This is a genomic window from Duganella paludis, assembly GCF_054461335.1.
In genome coordinates this window covers 6453258-6475079 of record NZ_CM136922.1, presented here as the reverse complement: position 1 = coordinate 6475079, position 21822 = coordinate 6453258, and the positions used below count along the sequence as shown (strand labels likewise).

Annotated in this window: 19 protein-coding genes; 10 read left to right on the top strand and 9 right to left on the bottom strand. The window is 64.0% G+C overall.

Annotation, left to right across the window (positions count from 1 at the left end):
• The first annotated feature begins 81 nt into the window (after positions 1-81).
• Entirely contained in the window at positions 82-1455 is a 1374-nt protein-coding gene (locus tag ACXZ1M_RS28500; RefSeq protein ID WP_459050958.1) for a DUF2799 domain-containing protein, read from the top strand.
• Here the strand turns inward: ACXZ1M_RS28500 and ACXZ1M_RS28495 are convergent, their stop codons facing one another.
• A complete protein-coding gene (locus tag ACXZ1M_RS28495) occupies positions 1456-3660 on the bottom strand; it encodes a TonB-dependent receptor (protein WP_459050957.1) in 2205 nt (734 codons plus the stop codon).
• Positions 3661-3792: 132 nt separating this feature from the next.
• On the opposite strand from ACXZ1M_RS28495, the gene ACXZ1M_RS28490 reads away from it, so the two are divergent.
• From ACXZ1M_RS28490 to ACXZ1M_RS28465, 6 genes are read left to right on the top strand one after another with little or no spacing between them, the layout of a single operon-like run.
• The gene (locus ACXZ1M_RS28490; RefSeq protein ID WP_459050956.1) at positions 3793-4953 is read left to right on the top strand and encodes a PepSY-associated TM helix domain-containing protein; all 1161 of its coding nucleotides are present in this window, start codon (positions 3793-3795) and stop codon (positions 4951-4953) included.
• Complete coding sequence (locus tag ACXZ1M_RS28485; protein WP_459050955.1) at positions 4950-5132, top strand: hypothetical protein; 183 nt, start codon at positions 4950-4952, stop codon at positions 5130-5132. The genes ACXZ1M_RS28490 and ACXZ1M_RS28485 overlap by 4 nt, the downstream gene beginning before the upstream one ends.
• 51 nt (positions 5133-5183) lie before the next feature.
• Complete coding sequence (locus ACXZ1M_RS28480) at positions 5184-6125, top strand: phosphate acetyltransferase (protein WP_459050954.1); 942 nt, start codon at positions 5184-5186, stop codon at positions 6123-6125.
• A gap of 3 nt (positions 6126-6128) precedes the next feature.
• Positions 6129-7385: an acetate/propionate family kinase gene (locus ACXZ1M_RS28475; protein ID WP_459050953.1), complete on the top strand. Its 1257-nt coding sequence runs from the start codon at positions 6129-6131 to the stop codon at positions 7383-7385.
• On the top strand, positions 7382-8158 hold the full coding sequence (fabI, locus tag ACXZ1M_RS28470; protein ID WP_459050952.1) for an enoyl-ACP reductase FabI: 777 nt from the start codon (positions 7382-7384) through the stop codon (positions 8156-8158). The genes ACXZ1M_RS28475 and fabI overlap by 4 nt, the downstream gene beginning before the upstream one ends.
• 13 nt (positions 8159-8171) lie before the next feature.
• Positions 8172-8459, top strand: a complete 288-nt coding sequence (locus ACXZ1M_RS28465; protein WP_459050951.1) for an RNA-binding protein — start codon at positions 8172-8174, stop codon at positions 8457-8459.
• 3 nt (positions 8460-8462) lie between these two features.
• Here ACXZ1M_RS28465 and ACXZ1M_RS28460 read toward each other — a convergent pair whose 3' ends face one another.
• Genes ACXZ1M_RS28460 through ACXZ1M_RS28430 form a run of 7 tightly spaced genes read right to left on the bottom strand, consistent with a single transcriptional unit; the run spans position 8463 to position 16924 of the window.
• Positions 8463-10124 (bottom strand): FAD-dependent oxidoreductase, encoded by a 1662-nt coding sequence (locus ACXZ1M_RS28460; RefSeq protein WP_459050950.1) that lies wholly within the window; start codon positions 10122-10124, stop codon positions 8463-8465.
• Between the two features lie 39 nt (positions 10125-10163).
• A complete protein-coding gene (locus tag ACXZ1M_RS28455; protein WP_459050949.1) occupies positions 10164-11537 on the bottom strand; it encodes an FGGY-family carbohydrate kinase in 1374 nt (457 codons plus the stop codon).
• Positions 11534-12532, bottom strand: a complete 999-nt coding sequence (locus ACXZ1M_RS28450) for an ABC transporter permease (protein ID WP_459050948.1) — start codon at positions 12530-12532, stop codon at positions 11534-11536. Before ACXZ1M_RS28450 ends, ACXZ1M_RS28455 begins: the two co-directional genes overlap by 4 nt.
• The gene (locus ACXZ1M_RS28445) at positions 12529-13524 is read right to left on the bottom strand and encodes an ABC transporter permease (RefSeq protein ID WP_459050947.1); all 996 of its coding nucleotides are present in this window, start codon (positions 13522-13524) and stop codon (positions 12529-12531) included. Before ACXZ1M_RS28445 ends, ACXZ1M_RS28450 begins: the two co-directional genes overlap by 4 nt.
• Positions 13521-15038 carry a sugar ABC transporter ATP-binding protein gene (locus tag ACXZ1M_RS28440; protein ID WP_459050946.1) on the bottom strand — a complete coding sequence of 506 codons (1518 nt, stop codon included), beginning with the start codon at positions 15036-15038 and terminating at the stop codon, positions 13521-13523. Before ACXZ1M_RS28440 ends, ACXZ1M_RS28445 begins: the two co-directional genes overlap by 4 nt.
• Before the next feature lie 12 nt (positions 15039-15050).
• Positions 15051-16058, bottom strand: coding sequence for a rhamnose ABC transporter substrate-binding protein (gene rhaS, locus ACXZ1M_RS28435; protein ID WP_459050945.1), 1008 nt, complete (start codon positions 16056-16058; stop codon positions 15051-15053).
• Positions 16055-16924 carry a DeoR/GlpR family DNA-binding transcription regulator gene (locus ACXZ1M_RS28430; RefSeq protein WP_459050944.1) on the bottom strand — a complete coding sequence of 290 codons (870 nt, stop codon included), beginning with the start codon at positions 16922-16924 and terminating at the stop codon, positions 16055-16057. Before ACXZ1M_RS28430 ends, rhaS begins: the two co-directional genes overlap by 4 nt.
• Before the next feature lie 269 nt (positions 16925-17193).
• On the opposite strand from ACXZ1M_RS28430, the gene ACXZ1M_RS28425 reads away from it, so the two are divergent.
• From ACXZ1M_RS28425 to ACXZ1M_RS28415, 3 genes are read left to right on the top strand one after another with little or no spacing between them, the layout of a single operon-like run.
• Positions 17194-19281: a bifunctional rhamnulose-1-phosphate aldolase/short-chain dehydrogenase gene (locus ACXZ1M_RS28425; protein WP_459050943.1), complete on the top strand. Its 2088-nt coding sequence runs from the start codon at positions 17194-17196 to the stop codon at positions 19279-19281.
• 19 nt (positions 19282-19300) lie between these two features.
• On the top strand, positions 19301-20596 hold the full coding sequence (gene rhaI / locus ACXZ1M_RS28420) for an L-rhamnose catabolism isomerase (protein WP_459050942.1): 1296 nt from the start codon (positions 19301-19303) through the stop codon (positions 20594-20596).
• A 24-nt stretch (positions 20597-20620) separates the two neighbouring features.
• Positions 20621-20914 carry an L-rhamnose mutarotase gene (locus ACXZ1M_RS28415; RefSeq protein ID WP_459050941.1) on the top strand — a complete coding sequence of 98 codons (294 nt, stop codon included), beginning with the start codon at positions 20621-20623 and terminating at the stop codon, positions 20912-20914.
• Here ACXZ1M_RS28415 and ACXZ1M_RS28410 read toward each other — a convergent pair.
• Positions 20902-21819 carry an alpha/beta hydrolase gene (locus ACXZ1M_RS28410; protein ID WP_459050940.1) on the bottom strand — a complete coding sequence of 306 codons (918 nt, stop codon included), beginning with the start codon at positions 21817-21819 and terminating at the stop codon, positions 20902-20904. The genes ACXZ1M_RS28415 and ACXZ1M_RS28410 overlap by 13 nt on opposite strands.
• Between the last annotated feature and the right edge of the window lie 3 nt (positions 21820-21822).

Below are 21822 nucleotides of genomic sequence, written 5' to 3'. Positions count from 1 at the left end.
ACACAGCACGGTTACGATCGGTTACCAAGCTTACCGCCGATCGCTGGCCCGGATTATAAAACTGGCACTATAATCCGGGTCATGAAAACCTCATTGCGCCTGATTCCTCTCCTACTATTGCTGGCCGGCTGCCAGTCCCACATGCAGCGCGTGGCCGACTGCAAGGTCGGCGACTGGACCGCCATCGGCCACAAAGACGGCAAGTCCGGCGAGCCGGCCAACTACGCGGAGCGCAAGGACTTCTGCGATGACCACGCCGACAAGCCGGCCATAGCCGACGCTTCCTCGCGCTACACCGCCGGCTGGGCGCAAGGTAATTGGGACCTGTGGTACGCGTTGGGCGGCAAGGACGGCGAGCAGGGCGCACAGCCGCAGTACGCCAGGCACGCGGCCAGCGAAGACGTCCGCAAACACAAGACGCCACTCAATCCCAACGCCTACGACGCCGGCTGGACCACCGGGAACTCCACCTACTGGAGCGACACCGGCAAGCGCGAAGGCACGGCCGGCCTGCCGCTGACACAAAAGGAAGCCAGTCGCAGCAAGGCCGACTCCACGCAGTTGCGCTTTGACGACCAGGCCTACACCAACGGCTGGCGCGCGGGCAACCGCACCTTCTGGTCGGACGCCGGCTACAGCGACGCCCGCAACGGCACGCCCGACAGCGAATTCCGCAACCGCGCCGCCGCCGCGCGCAGCGCCGGCGTCGATGTGCAGGAAGACTCCTACCGTTCGGCATGGAACGTGGAGATCGTCAACTACTGGCGCAATCTGGGCACCACCGACGCCACCAACGGCAGGGAGTTCGGCACGCGCGGCCGCGAAGCCAAGGCCAAGGGCCTGAAGATCCACGAGCAGGAGTACCGCCAGGCGTGGGAAGCGCGGCTAGTCGCCTATTGGCGCGACACCGGCGCGGCCGACGGCTACGGCCAACCCTTCATGCTGGAACAGCGCATGAACAACGCCAGCCGCGACAAGGTGTTCGTGATTCCGGAAACGCGCGACGCCTACACCAACGCATGGCGCCAGGAGAACGCGCGCTATTGCACGCCGGAGAACGCTTTTGAACGTGGTCGCGCCAGCACCGGCATGGCGGTGGAAGTGTGCGCGCCGGCTGCGCAGAACCAGTTAAAACACGCCTACGTCAGCGGTCAGGATTTTGAGGTGGTCGCGGCCAAGCAGCAGCATGCGGTAGCGGAAGCGAATGAACTGGCGAACCGCGTGCGTGATGCGCGCGGGCGCCTGGGACGGTTGGAGCGCGAGATCCGCTCCAATCTGGAAGCGAAAGACCGTCCCGTCAACGACGAAACGGCCAAGCAGGATCGTCGCCGCGAGCAAGAGCGGCGCGAACTGGTCGACTATCTTCAACGGCTGGAGCGTCAGCTGGATGACGCTCGCCGTTGGGTCGAGCGTCATGACCAGCAGATGCAGCGCCTGCGCCGCGAGATCTATTAATTAGAAGTCGACGCTGGCCGATACCGAAGCCGTGCGCGGTGCGCCCAGGATCAGGTAGTTCGCATTCGGATAGCCGCCGGCCGAAGCCCAGTAGCTCTTGTCGGTGACGTTGTCGATGCGCGCGCGGAAGGTGACGTTGCGGTCCATGATGCGGGCCACGTAGTTGGCGCCGATATCGAGGCGGGTCCAGGCCGGCAGTTCCTGCTTGTTGGCGCCGTCCGCATATTGCGACGAGGTGTAGACGGTGCGCGCGTTCAGGCTCAGGCCGCGCACGCCCGGCACATCCCATTCCGCGCCGAGGTTCAGCTGCGTATCCGGTACGCCGATGACGTCCTTGCCTTGGTTTGTGCCGCTTTTCGTCACGCTCTGGCTGGCGTCCAGTAGCGTCAGGCCGCCCAGCAAACGCAGGCCGCGCGCCGGCATGCCGTACACCGTCAGCTCCATGCCCTGGTTGCGCTGTTCGCCGTACACGCCGAAGATACCGTTTTCGACATAAGCCGATGGCTGCTTGGTGCGGAACAGCGCGGCGGTCGCGCCCAGCGTGCCGTGTTCATACTTCACGCCGACTTCCTTCTGCTTCGACACGTAGGGCGCGAAAATCGCGTTAGGATTGAGCACGCCCTGACCACCGGCGACAGGGCCTTGCTGCAGGCCTTCGATGAAGTTGGCGTAAAGCGAAACGCCTTTCACCGGCTTGTAGACAATTGCGGCTACGGGCGTCACTTTGCTTTCGTTGTAATGGGCATCGGAGACGCCGGTGTCGTAGTTGTAGCCCTCGGACCTGATGGTCTGGTGGCGCGCGCCGACGGTCAGCAGGACTTTATCGTCCAACATGGACAGGGTGTCGGAGATGGCGTAGCTGGTCAGGATGCTTTTGCTGGTGACGCGTGGATCGCTCAACACGCCGCCGGTGAAGAAGTTCGCCACTGGCGCGGCCACGTCAACCGGGTGATAGATGTTGGTACCGATGCCGCCGAACAGGCTGAATGCATAGGCGTTCTTCGATTCCAGCCAGTAGCCCGATGCGTTGGCGCTAATGGTGTGACCGACGCTGCCGGTGCGCAGCTTGGTGCGCACGCCGACTTCGCCGCTGCGTACATTGTCGTGGCGGACGTTGTCGAAGCGGTAGGCGGTGGCGCTGCCATCGGCCTTGTTCACGCTCGGCTCGGACAGGATGTTGTCTTCATCGCCGCTGCGCGCGCCGAAGGCGGCCCATGCCACGGTGTCCTTGTTCAGATCCCATTCGCCGCGCAGGGTGCCGAAGGTGTTGCGTTCATTCGAGTGCGTCCAGTCCTGCGCCCAAGTGCTGTCGCTGTCCGGTGCTGCCGGCAGCGCGATGTCGGCGCCTGGCGTAACGGCCGGACGAGGGCTGGTCAATTTGTGGTCCTGATAGCCGATATCGGCGGACAGGCGGAAGCCGCGGCCCTGGAAGTCCAGGCCGACCGAGGCCACATTCAGTTCGCGATGTTCTTTATCGACGCCGGTGTCGCCGTCGCGGCGCGCGGCGTTGACGCGGATGCCGGTGTTGCCGTCGGTGCCGAAGCGGCGCGCGATGTCGACCGCAGCGTAACCCTGGCCGCCGGTTTCAACGCCGACCGTCACGCGCGTCAGCGGCGTGCCGCCGGCGCGTTTTGGCAGCAGGTTGATCGAGCCGCCGATGCCGCCACCACCAGGCGCCGCGCCATTCAGGAAGGAGTTCGCGCCACGGAAGACTTCCACGCGTTCCAGCAGTTCCGACGCCACGAACTGGCGCGGCAGCACGCCGTACAAGCCGTTGTAGGCCAGGTCGTCCGAGCTCACGGCGAAACCGCGAATCATGTACAGCTCCTGGAAATTGCCGAAGCCACGCGCCACGCGCACCGATGGATCGTTTTGCAGCACGTCGCCGACGCTGCGCGCCTGCTGGTCCTGGATCAATTCCGAGGTGAAGTTCAGCGTGTTGAAAGGGGAGTCCATGATATCGACATTGCCCAGCAGGCCCGCGCGACCGCCGCGCGCCACTTGGCCGCCGGCGAAGTTCTTGGACAAGCCTTCGGCCGAAGCGTCGGCGGAGGCGCTGACGACGACCGTCTGAACGCTCGAATCGGCGCTATCGGTGGCAGCTGCGGCCTGGCTTTGCGCTTCTACGGCGGTAGCAGCAGTGGCCGCAACCAACAGCATGGCTGCGAGGGCGAGCGGGGACAGTTTCAGATGCGGTTTTTGCATGGCGATTTGCTAAGTAGATGAGAATGATTCCTAATTATAGCGTTTTCCGCCATTTTTTGGCTCTGAATGAGAGTAATTTGCATTATCATTGAGACCTGAGTACCGATCTGGGTACGGCAACTGGACCACAACATGACACCTAACACCGTTCGCCGCTGGGCATGGATACACAAATGGAGCAGCTTGGTCTGCACCGTGTTCATGTTGCTGCTGTGCGTAACCGGCCTGCCGCTGATCTATCACCACGAAATCGATCACGCGCTGGGCAACGCCATCGAAGCGCCGGCGATGCCGGCCAATACGCCCAAAGCCAGCCTGGACGACGTGATCGCCGCCGGCAAGGCGCTGTATCCGAACAAGATCGCCATGTACCTGTCGCAGGAAGCGGACGATCCGGCGATCTGGTTCCTGACCATGGGCGACCATCCGACCGATGAAAAATTCAAGTCCATCGCCGTCGATGCGCGCACCGCCAAGGTGTTGGGCGAGCCGAGTTTCGAAGGCAGCTTCCTTGGTGTGATGTTCCACCTGCACGTGGATTTGTACGCGGGCTTGTGGGGCAAGCTGTTCCTCGGTTTCATGGGATTGCTGCTGGTGGTCGCCATCATTTCCGGCGTGGTGCTGTATGCGCCGTTCATGCGCAAGCTTGAATTCGGCGAAGTGCGGCGCGAACGTGGACCGCGCGTGAAATGGCTGGACCTGCACAATATGCTGGGCATCGTCACGATGACCTGGGCGCTGGTGGTGGGCGCCACCGGCATGATCAACACCTGGGCCGATCTGATGCTGAAGTATTGGCAGGTGACCGAGATGTCGCAAATGATCGCGCCATATAAAGGCCTGCCGCCACCGGCGCAACTGGGCTCGATGCAGAAATCGCTGGAACACGCGGTGGCTGCGGAACCGGGCATGAAGATCGGCTTTGTCGCCTTCCCGGGCACGGCGTTCTCCAGTCCTCACCACTACGGCATCTTCATGCGCGGCGACGAGGCGCTGACTTCGCGCCTCTATAAGCCAGTGCTGATCGATGCGCAGACCACCGAGATCACCGACCGCCGCGAACTGCCGTGGTATCTCACCGGTTTGCTGATTTCGCAGCCACTGCACTTTGGTGACTACGGCGGCGCGTGGATGCAGTTCCTGTGGGCGGCGCTCGACGTCATTACCATCTTCGTGCTGGGCAGCGGCCTGTATCTGTGGCTGAAGCGCGGCGTGACCGCACCTGCGCGCAGCGCCGCCGCTAAGGATGAAGCGCAGGGCGTGCCGGTGCTGGCCAAGGAGTTGGCACGATGAGCACTCCATTCATGCGCATGTGGGCCGCGCCTATCGTCTTGGCGATCCTGACGCTGGTCGGGCTGATTTCGGCTTTGGTGGGCGATGGCGTATGGGACCTCGTGTCCGCGTTCGCTCTAGGCGTGCCGGTGGCGCTGTGCCTTTGGTTTGGTTTGCGGCGTCGCACAAGAAACAATTGATTTATTTGCATTAGTTGCTATGATTCCTGTGCCGTCCACCAAGGAGATCGCATGGAAGTCTTGCAGCCGCATTACGATAGATTGATTGCCGCAGCGCGGCAAGTGGGGCCGGTGACAGTCGCCGTGGCTCATCCCTGTGACCGCAATGCGCTGGAAGCCGCGCTCGATGCGGCCGCGCTGGGTTTGATCACGCCGATACTGGTCGGTCCGAAAGCGCGCATCGCGCGTGCGGCAGATGAAGCGCAGCTCGATATCTCGGCGCTGACGCTGATCGATACGGAACACAGTCATGCCTCGGCGGCACGTGCCGTGCAGCTGGTGCGCGAAGGCCAGGCCGCCGCACTGATGAAGGGCAGCCTGCATACCGACGAGTTGATGGGCGCCGTGGTGTCCACCGCCACCGGCCTGCGCACCGCGCGCCGGCTTAGCCACTGCTTCGTGATGGATGTGCCGGGCCGCGCCGAGCCGCTCATCATCACCGATGCAGCCGTCAACATCAATCCCACGCTCGATGACAAGGTCGATATCGTGCAAAACGCGATCGACCTGGCGCAGGTGCTGCGCTTTGATCCCGTGAAAGTCGCCATCCTCGCCGCCGTGGAAACGGTCAGCTCCAAAATGCCTTCCACCATCGACGCCGCCGCCCTGTGCAAGATGGCCGATCGCGGCCAGATCACCGGTGCGCTGGTCGATGGTCCGCTGGCGATGGACAATGCCATCGATCCAGGCGCCGCCGCCATCAAGCATCTGGTGTCGCCGGTGGCGGGACAGGCCAATGTATTGCTGGCGCCGGACCTGGAGGCGGGCAATATGCTGGCCAAGAGCCTGACCTTTATGGCCGGTGCCAGTGCGGCCGGCATCGTGCTCGGCGCGCGTGTACCGGTGATACTCACCAGCCGTGCCGATACTGTACAGGCACGCCTGGCGTCGTGTGCGGTGGCTGTACTGGTGGCGCACAGCAAACTGTCCGGTGCGCGTATTCTCGGGAGCTGAACCATGCACGCCAACGACAGCATCATCGTCATCAACGCAGGATCGTCGAGCATCAAGTTCTCGATGTTCAGCGGCCCGGCGCTGGATTTGACCTTGCGCGGCAAGATCGAGAATCTGTATTCAGGCGTTGCGCGCTTCATTGCGCAGGACGCGCAAGATAATGCCGTGGCCGAGCGCGAATGGCGCGACGGGCCGCTGAACCATGAAGGCGGCATGCGCTTCCTGTTCGACTTCGCGCACACGCATCTGGACGGGCACCGGGTGCTGGCGGTAGGCCACCGGATTGTGCACGGCGGCGTCGCCTACAGCGGGCCGCAGCTGTTGGATGCCGCGATGCTCGATGCGCTGGACAAGCTGGTGCCGCTGGCGCCGCTGCACTTGCCGCACAACCTGGCGCCGGCGCGGTCGCTGATGGCGATGGCGCCGCACGTGCCGCAGGTGGCGTGCTTCGATACCGCGTTCCACGTCGGCCAGCCGGCGGAGGCGCAGGAATTTGCGCTGCCGTCGCGCATCACGGATCTGGGCGTGCGGAGGTATGGCTTCCACGGCCTGTCATATGAATATATCGCCAGCGTTCTGCCGCAGATGGATGCCGAACTGGCCGGCGCGCGCGTGGTGGCTGCGCACCTGGGCAACGGCGCCAGCATGTGCGCCATCGACGCCGGCCGCAGCGCGGCGAGCACCATGGGCTTCACGGCCGTCGACGGCCTGCCGATGGGCACGCGCTGCGGCGCGCTCGATCCGGGTGTGGTGCTGTACCTCATGCAGGAGTTGAGTATGGATGTGGCGGCGGTGCAGAAACTGATGTACCAGGAATCCGGGCTGCTGGGCGTTTCCGGCATTTCGTCGGACATGCGCACACTGGAGCAGAGCAGCGATCCGCGTGCGCGCAAGGCTATCGATTTAATGATCTATCGGATAGGCCGCGAGCTTGGTTCGTTGGCCGCTGCGCTGGGCGGGCTGGATGCCCTGGTGTTCTCGGGCGGCATAGGCGAAAACAGCGTCGCCCTGCGCGCCGCAGTCTGCCGGGATGCCGCGTGGCTGGGCGTGCAACTGGACGACGCCGCCAACGCGGCCGCAGTCGGCGGGCTTGGCGGAGCCGGTGCGACTCGCCGGACGGGCAAGCCGGGCGAGGGCGCCGCTGGCATCGCGCGCATCAGCGCCGCCGGCAGCAAGGTGGCGGTGTGGGTGGTGCCGGCCAACGAGGAGCTGATGATCGCGCGCCATGCGCTGGAACTGGTAGTGAAGGAGGCCACATGAACACCGAAACGATCTATCCCATCCTGACCGGCAAGCGCGCGCTGGTGGTCGGCGTCGCCAACGACCATTCCATTGCCTGGGGCTGCGCGCTGGCCTTCCGCAAGCTCGGCGCCGAAGTCGTGCTCACCTATTTGAACGACAAGGCGCTGCCGCACGTCGCCCCGCTGGCCGCCGAAATCGACGCGCAGCTGCTGCGGCTGGACGTCACGCAGCCAGGCCAGCTGGAAGCCGTATTCGCCGCGCTGGCCGGGAAGGGCGCGCTCGACATCCTGGTCCACTCCATCGCCTTCGCGCCGAAAGCCGATTTGCAGGGCGGCCTGCTGGACTGCTCGGCCGAAGGCTTCCTGCAAGCCATGGACGTCTCGTGCCACTCCTTCATCCGCATGGCCAAGCTGGCAGCGCCCTTGATGACCGCAGGCGGCAGCATGTTCGCCATGAGCTACCACGGCGCGGAAAAGGTGGTCCCAAACTACAACGTCATGGGACCGGTAAAAGCCGCGCTGGAAGCCTCGTGCCGTTATCTGGCGTATGAACTCGGGCCACGCAAGATCCGCGTCCACGCCATTTCGCCGGGACCGCTGCAGACGCGCGCCGCCTCCGGCCTGAAAGACTTCGACCACCTGCTGGCGGACGCCGTGGCCCGCGCCCCGCTTGGTGAACTGGTGGACATCATCGACGTCGGCAACACCTGCGCATATCTGGCCTCGCCATACGCCAAACACCTTACCGGCAGCACCGTGTACGTGGACGGCGGCCTGAATATCATCGCTTGAAAGGAGCACGCATATGCAAGTAATCCTGACCGGTTTACATGGCGACGCCAGCGAAACCAGCGTGGCCGAAGGCCTGGCGCGCTTCTTTCACGTGAAGCACGTGAGCATGGTGCGCGAAGGAATAGGCGACAATCCCTGGGCGTTGATCGAAGTGGACGATTCATACGAACGGGTATGGAACGTCTGCAACCAGCTGCGCGGCGTATTCCATCGCGGTAAAGTCCTGCATCTCTACATACCGCTGCACCAGGAAGGCGTGTTCCACGACCTGGAACCGCACCAGCGCATTGACATTACCTAGCCTCTAGCGCTGGCTGGCGAGGAAGGCGTGAATTTGCGCCACCACCGCCGCGCCTTCGCCCACGGCTGCCGCCACGCGCTTGGTGGAGTTGGCGCGCACGTCGCCGATGGCGAACACGCCCGGCACGCTGGTTTCCAGTCCGGTGCGCGCAACGGTGCAATCGCCCGAGGTGTCGGAGCCGGTAAGGATGAAGCCTTTGTCATCCACCTCCACGCCGCAATCGCCCAACCAGCCGGTGTTGGGATCGGCGCCGATAAACAGGAAAACACGGCAGATGTCGTAGTCGGTTTCCAGACGCGAGCGATTGTCGCGCACACGGACCTGCTGCAGGCCGTCGTCATCGTTGCCCTCAAGCGCAATGATCTCGGAGTGTGTATGTAGCTCGATGTTGGGCGTGGCCGCGATGCGTTCGATCAGATAGCTGGACATGGTGGACGCCAGGCTGTCCTTGCGGATCAGCATATGCACCTTGGCTGCATGGGCGGCGAGGTACACCGCCGCTTGGCCGGCCGAGTTGCCGCCGCCGACCAAAATCACTTCTTCGCTGGCGCACATGCCGGCTTCCAGCGGCGAGGCCCAGTAGTACACGCCCCGGCCTTCGAACAATTTCAGGTTGGCCAGCGCAGGGCGGCGGTAGCGCGCGCCGCAGGCCAGCACCACGCTGCGCGCCTGCAGTAGCGTCAAGCTGCCGCACATTTCGACTTGCAGCGGGTGGCTGCCGCAGAGCAGACGGCCGGCCGGCGCGGGAATCGCCAGCTTGACGCCGAATTTCTGCGACTGCACGAAGGCGCGGCCGGCCAGCGCGCCGCCCGAAATACCGGTCGGGAAGCCAAGGTAGTTTTCAATCCGCGCGCTGGCTGCGGCCTGGCCGCCGTAGGCGCGGGTTTCGAGCGCCAGTACCGACAGGCCCTCCGAGGCCGCATACACGGCGGCGGCCAGGCCGGCGGGGCCGGCGCCCACCACGATGATGTCCCACACCGCGTCCGGGCTCAATGGCGGCAGCGTGCCGAGGCAGCGCCCCAGATCGACCGTGGTCGGATTTTTTCGCACGCTGCCATCCGGGCAAACGGCCAGCGGCCAGTCGTGGGCTTGCGGCTGGTAGCGCTCCACCAGCGCAACCGCCTGCGGGTCCAGCGACGGATCGAGCAGTCGATGAGGCAGGCCATTACTGTTCAACCATCCCTGCAAGGCATGCAGGCGTGGATGTCCTGGCGCAGCCACCAGCACCACGCCGCCATCCTTGTTGCTCAGCTGTTCGACGCGACGCAGGATGTAGGCGCGCACGATGCGTTCGCCCAGCTCTGCGTCGGAGATCAGCAGTGCACGCAGTTCTTCGGTGCTTAGCGCCAGCACTTCAACCTCGCCGAGGGCGTGCACGTTCACCAGCGGCGGCGCATCGGCCAACTGGCTGATTTCGCCGATAAACTCGCCGGGATCATGTTCGGTGATGACGGAGCTGTTGCCCAGTCCATCGCAGCGGCTGACGCGCACGCGGCCTTTCAGCAGGACGTACATGCCAAATTTGCTGTGGCCCGCCTCGACCAGCCGGTCGCCGTCGCGGAAGCAGACCTTGTTGCCGAAGCGGTGGATGCGTTTGATCTCGGCTGGCGTCAACGTTGGCAGCGCCTGCTCCGTGCGGGTTTTATAGGTGTCAAAGAGGGTCATACCTTAGTCTAGCGCGGTTCTTTCCTCTTTTACCAGCTTCTAAAGTAAGACCTTCAGCCAGTTCTCCCGATATTCCTGCCAACCGCTTAGCGTGGCCGGCGCGGCGCGTTGCGTAGCGCCGGCCGGCGCACGTTCCCTGTGGTGCAGTAGCCACGCGCCGCAAGCGGTACCGCTGCTGTCATCGGTGCTGCTGATTTGCTGGTGCGGTCGCAGCGCGGCAAGCAGCGGCGCGAACCACGGATTGCCGGTGAAGCTGCCTTCCACCACGATAGCCGCATCCGGCGCGCTAACGCCCAGCGCATCGAGGCAGTAGTCGCTCATCAGCACGCAGTACAGTGTGGCCAGGGCGTAGCGTTGGGCGGCGTCGCGCGGTGGCGGCCCCTCGATGCTGCCGGTGCGGCCCGCGAACGGGCCGGTGGCGCCGGCAAAACTGGGCAGCGCCAACGTGCCTTGGTCGATCAGCGCTTGCAGGTCGCCGATGGCGCAGGCGACGGCGTCGCTGCCCGCCAGCTCACCAAATTCGCGTCCGCCCATGAAGCGCATGCAGGCGACGGCCTGGCCCAGGGCGCTGCTGTTGGCGAGCATGTCGGCCTGTTCACGCAAGCCGTCCAGCGGTGCGCCCGGCGCGGCGGCGATGACCCAGGTGCCGGTCGATAGCACCGCAGGCGGCGTACTCGCGTGCAGGTGGCGCAATAGCGACGCGTTGCTGTCGTGGATGCCGCACAGGATGCGGCATTCGGCCGGCAGGCCGGTTCGCAGCGCCAGTTCGGGCTTAATCGTTGCTAGCGGCGCCCAGGCCGGACGGATAGGCGCGAACAGCCGGCCCCACCCCATGCGTTCCACCAGCGATGAATATTGTTGGAGTGCCGGTTGCCACAGGTCGGTGTGGCAGCCCAGCGAGGTCACTTCGCTGGCCGGCGCGCCGCATAGCCGCCAGGCCCAGTATTGCGGATACATGAGAATGTGCCGCGCACGCGCGAACTGCTCGGGGAAGGCCTGTGCCTGCCATGCCAGTTGACGGCCGAGGTTCAGTCCCGCCGGCAGCAGCGGCGAATAGGTGGAGAAGAAAGGCGGGCGTTCGGCTTCATAAGGTGCATGCGGCGATTCCGGCATCTCGTATTCGTAGTCCAGCACCGGCAGCACCAGGCCCTCATCGTCCACCAGCGCGGCGGTGGCGCCGTGAGTGACGGGAACTATGGCGCCGACGTGCGCCTGCATGGCGAACGTGCGCATCCCATGCAGCATCCACGCCCAGATGCGTTCCGTGTCGTGGTGCGGATAGGGCCCGTCTTGCACGATGGTGTTCAGGCTGCGCAGCTCGGACAACACGATGCCGTCGGCATCAAGCAGCACCAGCTTGACGTTGGTTTTGCCGATGTCCAGAACGATGGTGGCGTCCTGCGCTTGCGTCATTTCTTCCGTCCTCGCAGCAGGCGTGGCAGGGCGATGGTCGCCAGCAGCAGGATGCCGATCACGATGGTCATGTAGATGCCGGGCACATTCGCCAGCGACAGTCCATAGGTGACGGTGCCCAGCGTCAGCACGGCCAGCATGACGCCGGCGATGGTGCCCGCGCCGCCGGCGATACTCACGCCGCCCAGTATCACCATGGTGATAATCTCCAGCTCCCAGCCCATGGCGATGTTGGGCCGCGTGCTGCCGATGCGGCCCGTCAGCAGGTAGCCCGCCAGTCCAGCCATGGCGCCGGTGAGCATGAACAGCGCGAGGCGATAGCGATCCACAGCGATGCCGGAGAAGCGCGCCGCCACCGGATTGTTGCCGATGGCGTAAATGCGTCGTCCCCAACTGGTGGCGTGCAGCATGACCGCGAACAGGGCAGCGAAAGCCAGTAGGATGACGAATTCGCGCGGGATGCTGTCGAAGAAGTAGCCCTGGCCCCAGTCGGCCATCACCTGCGGATAGCCGGTATAGGCCTGGTCGCCCAGCACCACGCTGGACAGGCCGCGGAACACCGATACCGTGCCGATGGTGACGACGATGGACGGCAGGCCGTAACGCGTCACCAGCACGCCGTTCAGGCAGCCGCACAGGGTGCCGGTGGCGATGGCGATCGGCAGCAGCGCTTCCGGTGGAGCGCCATTGGCGTTGGCCCAGCCCATGGCGACCGAGGACAGGGCCAGAATGCCGGAGACGGAGATGTCGATTTCGCGGCAGATAATCAGCAGCACCATCGGCAGCGCAATCAGCGCTTTTTCGCTGAAGTTGAAGGTGCCGTCGGCCAGATTGTCGAGGTCGAGGAAGTTAGGCAGCAGGATGCTGTTGGCGATGAAGGCCGCCAGCAGCAGCATCGCCAGCAGGCTTTCGCGCCGCGCCAGCGCCGCGCGGATGCGGAAGCCCTGGCGGTCGGCGATGGCGTAGCGGGTGGTTGGCATGGTTGTGGTGTTCACGCTGCGGGTCCGGTTGGGTTGAGTCCATGCAGCGGCAGGATCTGCCGGCCGCCTTGCTTGCCGTTGCGGGCGTTGATCAGCACCGCCGTCAGGATCACGATGCCTGTAAGCGCGCTTTGCCAGAATGGCGATACCTTCACCACCGGCAGCGCATTGCCGATCACGGCCAGGAATAAGCCGCCCAGCACCGCGCCGGCCACGCTGCCGCAGCCGCCGGCGATGCTGATGCCGCCGATGACGCAGGCAGCGATCACGGTGAATTCAAAGCCGTAGGCGATCTCGGTGTAGGCCACGGCGTAGCGGGCCACCCAAAGGTAGCCGCACAAGCCGGCCATGGCGCCCGACAAGCCGTAAGTCCACAACAGCCGCCGCGCAATTGGAATGCCGACATAGCGCGCCGACGACGGCTCGTTGCCGATGGCGTACAGGTCGCGGCCGAAGCGGCTGTGTCGCGCCACGTACCACGCGGCCAGCACCGTCAGCGCCGCGATCCAGACCAGATGCGTCATGCCGAGCAGCCGCGCCAGCGGGAAGGCGACAAACTCCGGCGGCATCTGGTGCGAGGACACCCAGGCGCCGCCGGACAGCACGAACACCATGCCGCGATACACGCTCATGGTGCCCAGCGTGACCACGATGGGCGGCAAGTCCAGGTAGCCGATCAGGTAGCCGTTGACGAGGCCCAGCACCAGGCCGATGCCCAGCGCCGCCAGCACCACCACGATCAGCGGCAGGGCAGGGAAACGCGACGCCAGCAACGCCGACATCATGCCCGCCAGCGCCAAGGTCGAGGCCATCGATAAATCCACGCCGCGCGTGACAATCACCAGCATCTGCGCCAGCGCCAGCATGATCAGCAGCGTGCTGTCGGTCAGCAGGTTGGCCAGGCTGCCCGGCGTCACGAACACCGGCGCGCGTGCGCCCACCAGCGCAATCAGGCCGACGATGCACAGCGCCAGTTGGGTCTCGCGCATTTTCAACAGCGCTTTCATACGCATTCCTCCAGCGGCAGCGCGCAACCGGAGGCTGCGGCGACGATCAATTCCGGCGTGGCGTTGGCCCGCAAGTATTCGTTTTCAATACGGCCCTGGTGCATGACGACGATGCGGTCGGCCAGGCCCATCACTTCCGGCAGCTCGGACGACACCAGGATCACGGACAGGCCCTTGGACACCAGCTCGCCGATGAAGCGGTGCACGGCGGCCTTGGAGCCGATGTCGATGCCTTTGGTCGGCTCGTCGAGGATGATGACCTTGGGATCGGTCGCCAGCCACTTGCCCAGCACGACCTTCTGCTGGTTGCCGCCCGAAAGTTCGGACACGTGCTGCGTCAGGTGCGCGGCCTTGAGTTCCAACTGTTCCGCATAGTGCCGTGCAATGGCCATTTCCTGCGCACGCCGTCCGCGCAGGAAGAAGCCAACGCGCGACAGAATCGGCAGCGTGATGTTGTGCAGGATGGGCAGCGTCAGGTGCGCGCCCTGGTGCTGGCGGTCTTCCGGCACATAGGCGATGCCGTGGGCGATAGCATCGGCCGCCGAATGGATGGCGACCGGCTTGCCGTGCATGGACACCGCGCCCGTCACGCCGCCGGTGAGGCCGAACAGCGCCTGCATCACCTCGGAGCGGCCGGCGCCCACCAGGCCATAGAATCCTAGAATCTCGCCCTGGCGCAGCGAGAAGCTGACGTTATCGAATTCCGTCGGATGGCAGAAGTTGCGCACTTCCAGCACCACGTCGCCCGGCGTGACGGCGGCTTTGGGATAGGCTTCCTTCACGGCGCGGCCCACCATCAGCGCCACCAGTTCAGGCTCGGTGATGTCGGCTAGCGCGCCTTCGGCGATGAACTGGCCGTCGCGCAGCACCGTGTAGCGGTCGGCCACGGCGAAGATTTCGTCGAATTTGTGGGAGATGAAAATCACCGCAGTGCCGGCTGCGCGCAGCTGGCCGATGATGCGGTAAAGCTCTTGTATCTCGCGCTGCGACAGCGAGGCGGTCGGCTCGTCGAGGATCACCACGCGCGCATCCTGCGACAAGGCACGTGCGATTTCCACGAAATGGCGTTGCGCCACGCTCAGGTCTTTCACCCGCGCGCGCACCGGCAGCGACACTTCCAGCCGCTCGAACAGCTTCTCGGCTTCCGCCTCGATGCGCTTCCAGTCGATGCGCGCGCCGCGCACCGGCTGGCGGCCGACGTAGATGTTTTCCGCCACCGTCAGTTCATCGAACATCACGGTTTCCTGGTGCACCGCCGTAATCCCGGCGCGCATGGCGTCCTGCGCGTCGGCAAACGCCACCAGCTGGCCGGCCAGCGTGATGCTGCCTTCGTCCGGCTGATAGATGCCGGTCAGGGTTTTCACCAATGTCGATTTACCGGCGCCATTCTCGCCGATCAGCGCCATCACTTCACCGGCGCGCACCGTCAACGCGACTTGATTAAGCGCGACGATGCCCGCAAATCGCTTGCAGATCCCGGTCAGCTGCAGGACCGGGCTTGTATTCGTGGTCATAGGACTTCCAGCTCAGAAGATCTTGGAGAATTTGTCGACGTTGCTCTTGTCATAGGTGAATGGCGGCGCCATCGCGCCTTCACCCTTGTCGTCGATGGCGATGCTGCCCATGCGGCCGGCGGAGATGCTGCCGCCGGGACGCGCGGTCGGCTGGTTCTTCACGAAATCGTAGGCCGCATAGGTGGCGGCGTAACCAAGATCGATAGGATTCCAGATCGCGAATTCGCGCACCGCGCCGCTCTTCACATGGCCTGCCATTTCGGACGGCAGTCCCAGGCCGGTGACGAACACCTTGCCCACCAAGTGCTCATCGACCACCGCCTTGCTGGCAGCGTTGATGCCCACCGTGGTCGGCGCGATGATGGCTTTCAGCTTCGGATTACTGCGCAGCAAACCGATGGCCTCGCGGTAGCTCTTGTCCGACTGGTCGTCGCCGTAGACGGTGGCGACCAGTTTCATCTTATTGAACTCCGGCTTCTCCAGCACCTTCTTCATCACGCTGATCCAGATATTCTGGTTGGTGGCCTGCGCCGATGCGGACAGGATGGCGATTTCGCCTTCACCGCCGATGGCGTCGGACGCCATCTGGATCTGCTTCAAGCCGATCAAGTCGGCGTTGGAAGGATTCAGCTGCATCAACCGTCCTTCCGGCGCCAGGCCGCTGTCGAAGGAAATCACCTTGATGCCGCGTGCCATGGCCTTCTTGGTGATCGGCACCAGCGCATTCGGATCGTTGGCCGAAATGACGATGGCGTTCACCTTCTGGCTGATGAGCGAGTTGATGATCTCGATCTGGCCTTCCGCGCTGGGCGTGGTGGGACCGGTGTAGATGATCTCGACGTTCTTCAACTCCTTGGCCGCGTCCTTGGCGCCGTTGTGCGCGGCGTCGAAGAAGCCGTTGCCGAGGTTTTTCACCACCATGGCAATGCGGATCTGGTCGGGCGCTTTCTCCTTGCAGCCGGCGACGGCCAGCAGCAGGCCGGCGGCAACGGCCGCCAATACGATCTTATTGAGCTTCAATGCGCGGCCTCCGACTGGAACATGCCCACGGCTTCAAAGCCGTAGGGCGCGTTGAAGGAGGAAGCCTGTTCGATCTGCGTCGGCATCGCTTCGCGCTCGACGGTCACCACGCGCACGCCGGAGTGCTCCAGCAGCTGCACGGCGGCGTCGGAGGCCTCGGTGTCCGTAATGACGGTCGATACGCGATTCAGGCCGCACAGGATCAGGCCCGCCTTCTTGGCGAACTTGGAGCTGTCGGCCAGCACGATCAATTCCTCGGCTTGCGAAATCAGGCGCTTCTCGGCCTGGATCAGCAGCGGATCGGCTTCCATCAGCCCAAGCAGCGACAGGCCGTAAACGCTCATGAACATCTTGGCGGCATAGTGGTGCTGGGTGATGTCGTTGTCGAAGGGGCTGAGGATGACGTTCTGCTCGCGGTACACCTTACCGCCGGGGACAATGATCTCGTTCTCGCTGGAGACCAGCAGGCGCTCGGCCATCAGGAAGGAATTGGTGAGAATCTTGAGGTGATGGTCGACCAGGAATTCAGCCATCATGAAGGTGGTGGTGCCACCGTTGATGATGATGGTCTCGCCCTCGTTGCACATGCTGGCGGCGTAGCGCGCAATCGCGCGTTTGTGCTCGGCGCGGCACTGGATATTGTTCTGGAAGGTCTCGCTGCTGAGCGTAAAGCCGCGCTTTTTCTGCTCAAGATTGGCGGCGCCGCCGCGTGTGCGGGTGAGCAGACTGCGGGCGGCCAGCCAGCTGATGTCGCGCCGCACGGTGGCCGGGGAGGCGTTCAGCCAGTCGACCAGTTGCGGCACGCTGGCCGTATTATGTTCGGCAAGCAGTTTCAACAAACGCTTGCGACGCTTGTGATTTACCATTTGAGTCTCCTTTTATTCTGAGCTACTCCCGTCACATGTGCGGCGTGCTCGTTTATTAACGATAAAGGCTAAACACTTCCCAATCGGCCGTCAATCACTCTTCAATCAATTAAGTGATTGTTTTGTTGAGCGCTACCATTTCTGATCACCTTTTGATCATTCAGGTGATTATTTGGTTCTTGCTCACCATCTTGATTGCTTCCGCATTGACACCCATGGCGCGCTGATTTCTACTGAATAAAGTAAAAACACAACAACGGAGATCAGCAATGAAAGAACCCCCGATCGCTTCCTTGTGGGACGATGCCGCCGCAGCAAGCATGAGCGAACCAGAACTGCTGCTGTACCGTTCCAATCTGCTTGGATCAGATCTGCGCATCACCAATTTCGGCGGCGGCAATACCTCGGCCAAGGTGATGATGGACGATCCACTCACCGGCGCGAAGGTGGAAGTGCTGTGGGTGAAAGGCTCCGGCGGTGACCTGGGCAGTATCAAGATCGACGGCTTCTCCACGCTGTACATGGAAAAGCTGAACGCGCTCAAGGGCCGCTATCGCGGACTGGCGCACGAGGATGAGATGGTGGCGTACCTGCCGCATTGCACCTTCAACCTGAATCCGCGCGCAGCCAGCATCGACACGCCGCTGCACGCCTACATCGCCCGCAAGCATGTGGATCACATGCATCCGGATTCGGTGATCGCGATCGCCGCCTGCGCCAGCAGCGAGGCGCTGACGCAGAAGATTTTTGAAGGCGAACTGGGTTGGCTGCCGTGGCAGCGTCCCGGCTACGACCTGGGACTGAAGCTGGAAACGCTGTCGCAATCGCAGCCGCAGCTGAAGGGCATCATCCTCGAAGGCCATGGCCTGTTCACCTGGGGCGATACCGCCAAGTCCTGCTACGAAACCACGCTGGCCATTATCAAGCGCGCCGAGGAATGGCTGGCTGCGAATGTGAAGCAGCCGGTATTCGGCGGCGCCGCGATCGCACCGCTGCCGGCTGAGGAACGCAGCGCCTTCGCCGCGCGCCTGATGCCGCTGCTGCGCGGGAAAATCAGCCGCGAAGAGTACAAGCTGGGTCACTTCGACGACAGCGCGGCCGTGCTGGAATTCGTCTGCAGCCATGATCTGCAGCCGCTGGCGGCGCTGGGCACGTCCTGCCCGGACCACTTCCTGCGCACCAAAATCCGTCCGTTCGTGGTCGATTTCGATCCGGCCGCGCAGGACTTCGACAAGCTGGTGGCCGGCCTGGATGCGGCGCTGGAAGCCTACCGCGCCGATTACAAGGCCTACCACGCGCGCTGCAAGCGCGATAACAGCCCGGCCGTGCGCGACGCCAATCCGATCGTCTACCTGATACCCGGCGTCGGCATGCTGTCCTTCGCCAAGGACAAGGCCACGGCGCGCATCGCCGGCGAGTTTTACGTCAACGCCATCAACGTGATGCGCGGCGCGAACGGCGTCGATACCTATGTCGGCCTGCCGGAACAGGAAGCCTTCGACATCGAATACTGGTTGCTGGAAGAAGCCAAGCTGCAGCGCATGCCCAAGCCGAAAAGCCTGGCCGGCCGCATCGCGCTGGTGACCGGCGGCGCCGGCGGCATCGGCCAGGCGGTGGCGAAGCAGCTGTTGCAGGAAGGCGCGTGCGTCATGCTGACCGATATCGATCCGGAAGCGCTGGAACTGGCGCACAAGGATCTGGCCAAAGCCGGCGGCAAGGACAATGTCGGCAGTGTGGTCGCCAACATCACCAGCGAAGAAGAAGTGCAGAACGTGCTGAAGTCCGTGGCGCTGCGCTTCGGCGGTGTCGATCTGCTGGTCTCCAACGCCGGCATTGCCTCGTCGGCGCCGCTGGAAGACACCACGCTCGACGTCTGGGACCGCAATCAGGACATCCTGGTGAAGGGCTACTTCCTCGCCAGCCGCGAAGCCTTCCGCATCATGAAGCAGCAGAAGCTGGGCGGCAGCATGGTGTTCGTCGCCAGCAAAAACGGCCTGGTGGCGTCGGCCGGCGCGTCGGCCTACTGTACGGCCAAGGCGGCGGAGATCCATCTGGCGCGCTGCGTGGCGCTGGAAGGGGCGCCGCACGGCATCCGCGTCAACGTCGTCAATCCGGACGCGGTGATACGCGGTTCGCGCATCTGGGACGGCAAGTGGAAGCAGGAGCGCGCGCAGTCCAACAAGATCGGCGAGGACGACGTGGAAGCCTTCTACCGCGACCGCAGCATGCTGAAGCTGAGCGTACTGCCGGAAGATATCGCCGAGGCGGTGTACTTCCTTTGCAGCGACAAAGCCGCCAAGAGCACTGGTAATATCCTGAACGTGGACGCGGGCAACGCCGGCGCCTTCACGCGATAAAAAGCATCAAGGAGACAATGTGAGCACCATCATCGACAGCGGCCGCGTGGCAGAGCATAACGCTCAACTGCGCGCCGGACTGAATGCGGATTACGAAGCGCTGGGCGGCATGCTGGCCCGGCGCGGCGTGGACATCGAAAAGCTGACCGCTGCGGCGCAAAGCTTCTCGGTGGCCTTGCCCAGCTGGGGCGTCGGAACCGGCGGCACGCGCTTTGCGCGCTTTCCCGGCCGCGGCGAACCGCGCAATGTGTTTGAAAAGCTGGACGACTGCGCCGTCATTCACCAGCTGACCTGCGCCACACCGGGCGTTTCGCTGCACTTCCCGTGGGATAAAACCACCGACCCGATCGCGCTGCGCCAGCAGGCAGAGAGCCACGGCCTGTACTTCGACGCTGTCAATTCCAATACCTTCCAGGACCAGGCCGGCCAGGAGCACACCTACAAATATGGCAGCCTGACCGCCAACAACGCCGCGACACGCGCGCAGGCGGTGGCACACAATATCGAATGCATCGAGTTGGGCCGGGCGCTTGGTTCGAAGGCGCTGACGGTGTGGGTGGGCGACGGCGCCAACTTCCCCGGCCAGCACAATCTGCGTGGCGCTTTGGAGCGCTACCTGGGCAGCATGCGCGAGATCTATGCGGCCTTGCCGGCGGACTGGCTGATGTTCATCGAGCACAAGCTGTTTGAGCCGGCGTTCTACGCCACCACCATCGCCGATTGGGGCACCAGCTTCGCCTGCGCGCAGACTCTGGGCGACAAGGCGCGCTGCCTGGTCGACCTGGGTCACCACGCACCGAACACCAACATTGAGATGATCGTCGCGCGGCTGGCGCAGTTCGGCAAGCTGGGTGGCTTCCACTTCAACGACAGCAAATACGGCGACGACGATCTGGATTCGGGCAGCATCAATCCCTTCCAGCTGTTCCTGGTGTTTAACGAGCTGGCCGATGCGGCCGAACGCGAGGGCGCGGCCTTCAAACCGGCCTATATGCTGGACCAGTCGCACAACGTGACCGATCCGATCGAAAGCCTGATGAACAGCGCGGTGGAAGTGCAGCGCGCCTTCGTCCAGGCGCAGTTGGTGGACCGTGCGGCCTTGTGTGGACATCAGGAAGCCAACGATGCGCTGCAATCGGCGCAGGCGCTCAAGCATGCCTACCGCACTGATGTCAGCGCCATCCTGGCGATGGCGCGGTTGCGTTCCGGCGGCGCCATCGATCCGGTGGCCTGCTACCGCGACAGCGGCTATCGCGCGCAGACGGCGGAGGCGCGTCCGGCCAAGGCGGGCGCCAGCGGCAGCGGCATCGTCTAGGCCGTGCTGACCCGCGCCTTCAGGATGCAGCTCAAGCACGGCGCCGTGGCCGAGTACAAGCGGCGTCACGATGAGCTGTGGCCGCACCTCGGCAAGGCGCTGCGCGACGCCGGCATCTATGACTACTCGATCTTTCTGGACGAAGAGAGCTTGCAGCTGTTCGCTGTGCTCAAACTCTGGCCCGACCACAAGATCGAGGACTTGCCCTTGAAGCCCGTCATGCAGCGCTGGTGGGACTACATGGCGGACCTGATGGAAGTGGAGCCGGGCAACCGGCCCCGCGAATGGCCGCTACAGCAGGTGTTTCACTTCGCCTGAGCCGTGGCCGCACTCAGCAAACCACGATCGCGCAGCCATTCCTCTGCGCGGCGCGGCCACATCGACGAGGTTCCCAGCCCGTCGCGCATGCCCATGCCATGGCCGCCATGCTCCAGCAGATACATCTCCGCCGGTACCTTGGCTTTGGTCAGCGCCTGGTAGAACAGGATGCTGTTCTCAACCGGGACGGAGGTATCGGCCTGGGTGTGGATCAGCAGCGTGGGCGGGGTGGCGGACGTGACCTGTTTTTCCAGCGACATCAGATTCAGCATGTCTGCCGACGGCGTTGCGCCCAGCAGCGCCTTGCGCGAACCCGCGTGCGCGGCCGGGTCCTGCATGGTGATCACCGGGTACATCAACATCAGAAAGTCCGGCCGGGCGCTGACGCTGTCCAGCGCCGCACCGGTGCGTCCGATCGGATTGTCAAACAAGGTGCCGGCGCTGGCCGCAAGATGGCCGCCGGCCGAACTGCCCATCACGCCGATGCGGTCAGGCCGTATGCCGAATTCCGCCGCCCGCGTACGCAAGGTGCGCACCGCGCGGAGCACGTCCTGCAAAGGCGCTGGATGTCCAAACTCCTGCATGCGATACTTGAGCACGAAACTGGTCACGCCCAGGCTACTAAACCAGTTGGCATACTGGTCGCCTTCGCGCGCTGTGGCCATGCGCACGTAGCCGCCACCGGGACAGATGATGACCGCAGTGCCGTTGGAACGGTCCACCGCCGGCCCCACGATGGTCAGCATAGGCTCGCTGACGTTGGAGGTGTAGCCGTCGCCGACTTTCTCGGGGCCGATGTCGCGCTTGCCCGGCACGCCCTCCGGCCAAAGCTGGATGGTGGCGGAGGGGGCGGCGCCGGCCAGGCCTGCGGCGGTCAGCATCAGGATAAGCAGAATTTTTTTCATGGG

What these genes read in the sequence shown, in the direction of transcription:
- ACXZ1M_RS28460 (WP_459050950.1), bottom strand. Translation starts at nt 10,124, where the DNA reads ATGACCCTCTTTGACACCTATAAAACCCGCACGGAGCAGGCGCTGCCA.
- ACXZ1M_RS28495 (WP_459050957.1), bottom strand. Translation starts at nt 3,660, where the DNA reads ATGCAAAAACCGCATCTGAAACTGTCCCCGCTCGCCCTCGCAGCCATG.
- ACXZ1M_RS28500 (WP_459050958.1), top strand. Translation starts at nt 82, where the DNA reads ATGAAAACCTCATTGCGCCTGATTCCTCTCCTACTATTGCTGGCCGGC.
- ACXZ1M_RS28485 (WP_459050955.1), top strand. Translation starts at nt 4,950, where the DNA reads ATGAGCACTCCATTCATGCGCATGTGGGCCGCGCCTATCGTCTTGGCG.
- ACXZ1M_RS28410 (WP_459050940.1), bottom strand. Translation starts at nt 21,819, where the DNA reads ATGAAAAAAATTCTGCTTATCCTGATGCTGACCGCCGCAGGCCTGGCC.
- ACXZ1M_RS28440 (WP_459050946.1), bottom strand. Translation starts at nt 15,038, where the DNA reads ATGACCACGAATACAAGCCCGGTCCTGCAGCTGACCGGGATCTGCAAG.
- ACXZ1M_RS28445 (WP_459050947.1), bottom strand. Translation starts at nt 13,524, where the DNA reads ATGAAAGCGCTGTTGAAAATGCGCGAGACCCAACTGGCGCTGTGCATC.
- ACXZ1M_RS28465 (WP_459050951.1), top strand. Translation starts at nt 8,172, where the DNA reads ATGCAAGTAATCCTGACCGGTTTACATGGCGACGCCAGCGAAACCAGC.
- fabI (WP_459050952.1), top strand. Translation starts at nt 7,382, where the DNA reads ATGAACACCGAAACGATCTATCCCATCCTGACCGGCAAGCGCGCGCTG.
- ACXZ1M_RS28490 (WP_459050956.1), top strand. Translation starts at nt 3,793, where the DNA reads ATGACACCTAACACCGTTCGCCGCTGGGCATGGATACACAAATGGAGC.
- ACXZ1M_RS28425 (WP_459050943.1), top strand. Translation starts at nt 17,194, where the DNA reads ATGAAAGAACCCCCGATCGCTTCCTTGTGGGACGATGCCGCCGCAGCA.
- ACXZ1M_RS28415 (WP_459050941.1), top strand. Translation starts at nt 20,621, where the DNA reads ATGCAGCTCAAGCACGGCGCCGTGGCCGAGTACAAGCGGCGTCACGAT.
- ACXZ1M_RS28455 (WP_459050949.1), bottom strand. Translation starts at nt 11,537, where the DNA reads ATGACGCAAGCGCAGGACGCCACCATCGTTCTGGACATCGGCAAAACC.
- ACXZ1M_RS28480 (WP_459050954.1), top strand. Translation starts at nt 5,184, where the DNA reads ATGGAAGTCTTGCAGCCGCATTACGATAGATTGATTGCCGCAGCGCGG.
- ACXZ1M_RS28475 (WP_459050953.1), top strand. Translation starts at nt 6,129, where the DNA reads ATGCACGCCAACGACAGCATCATCGTCATCAACGCAGGATCGTCGAGC.
- ACXZ1M_RS28430 (WP_459050944.1), bottom strand. Translation starts at nt 16,924, where the DNA reads ATGGTAAATCACAAGCGTCGCAAGCGTTTGTTGAAACTGCTTGCCGAA.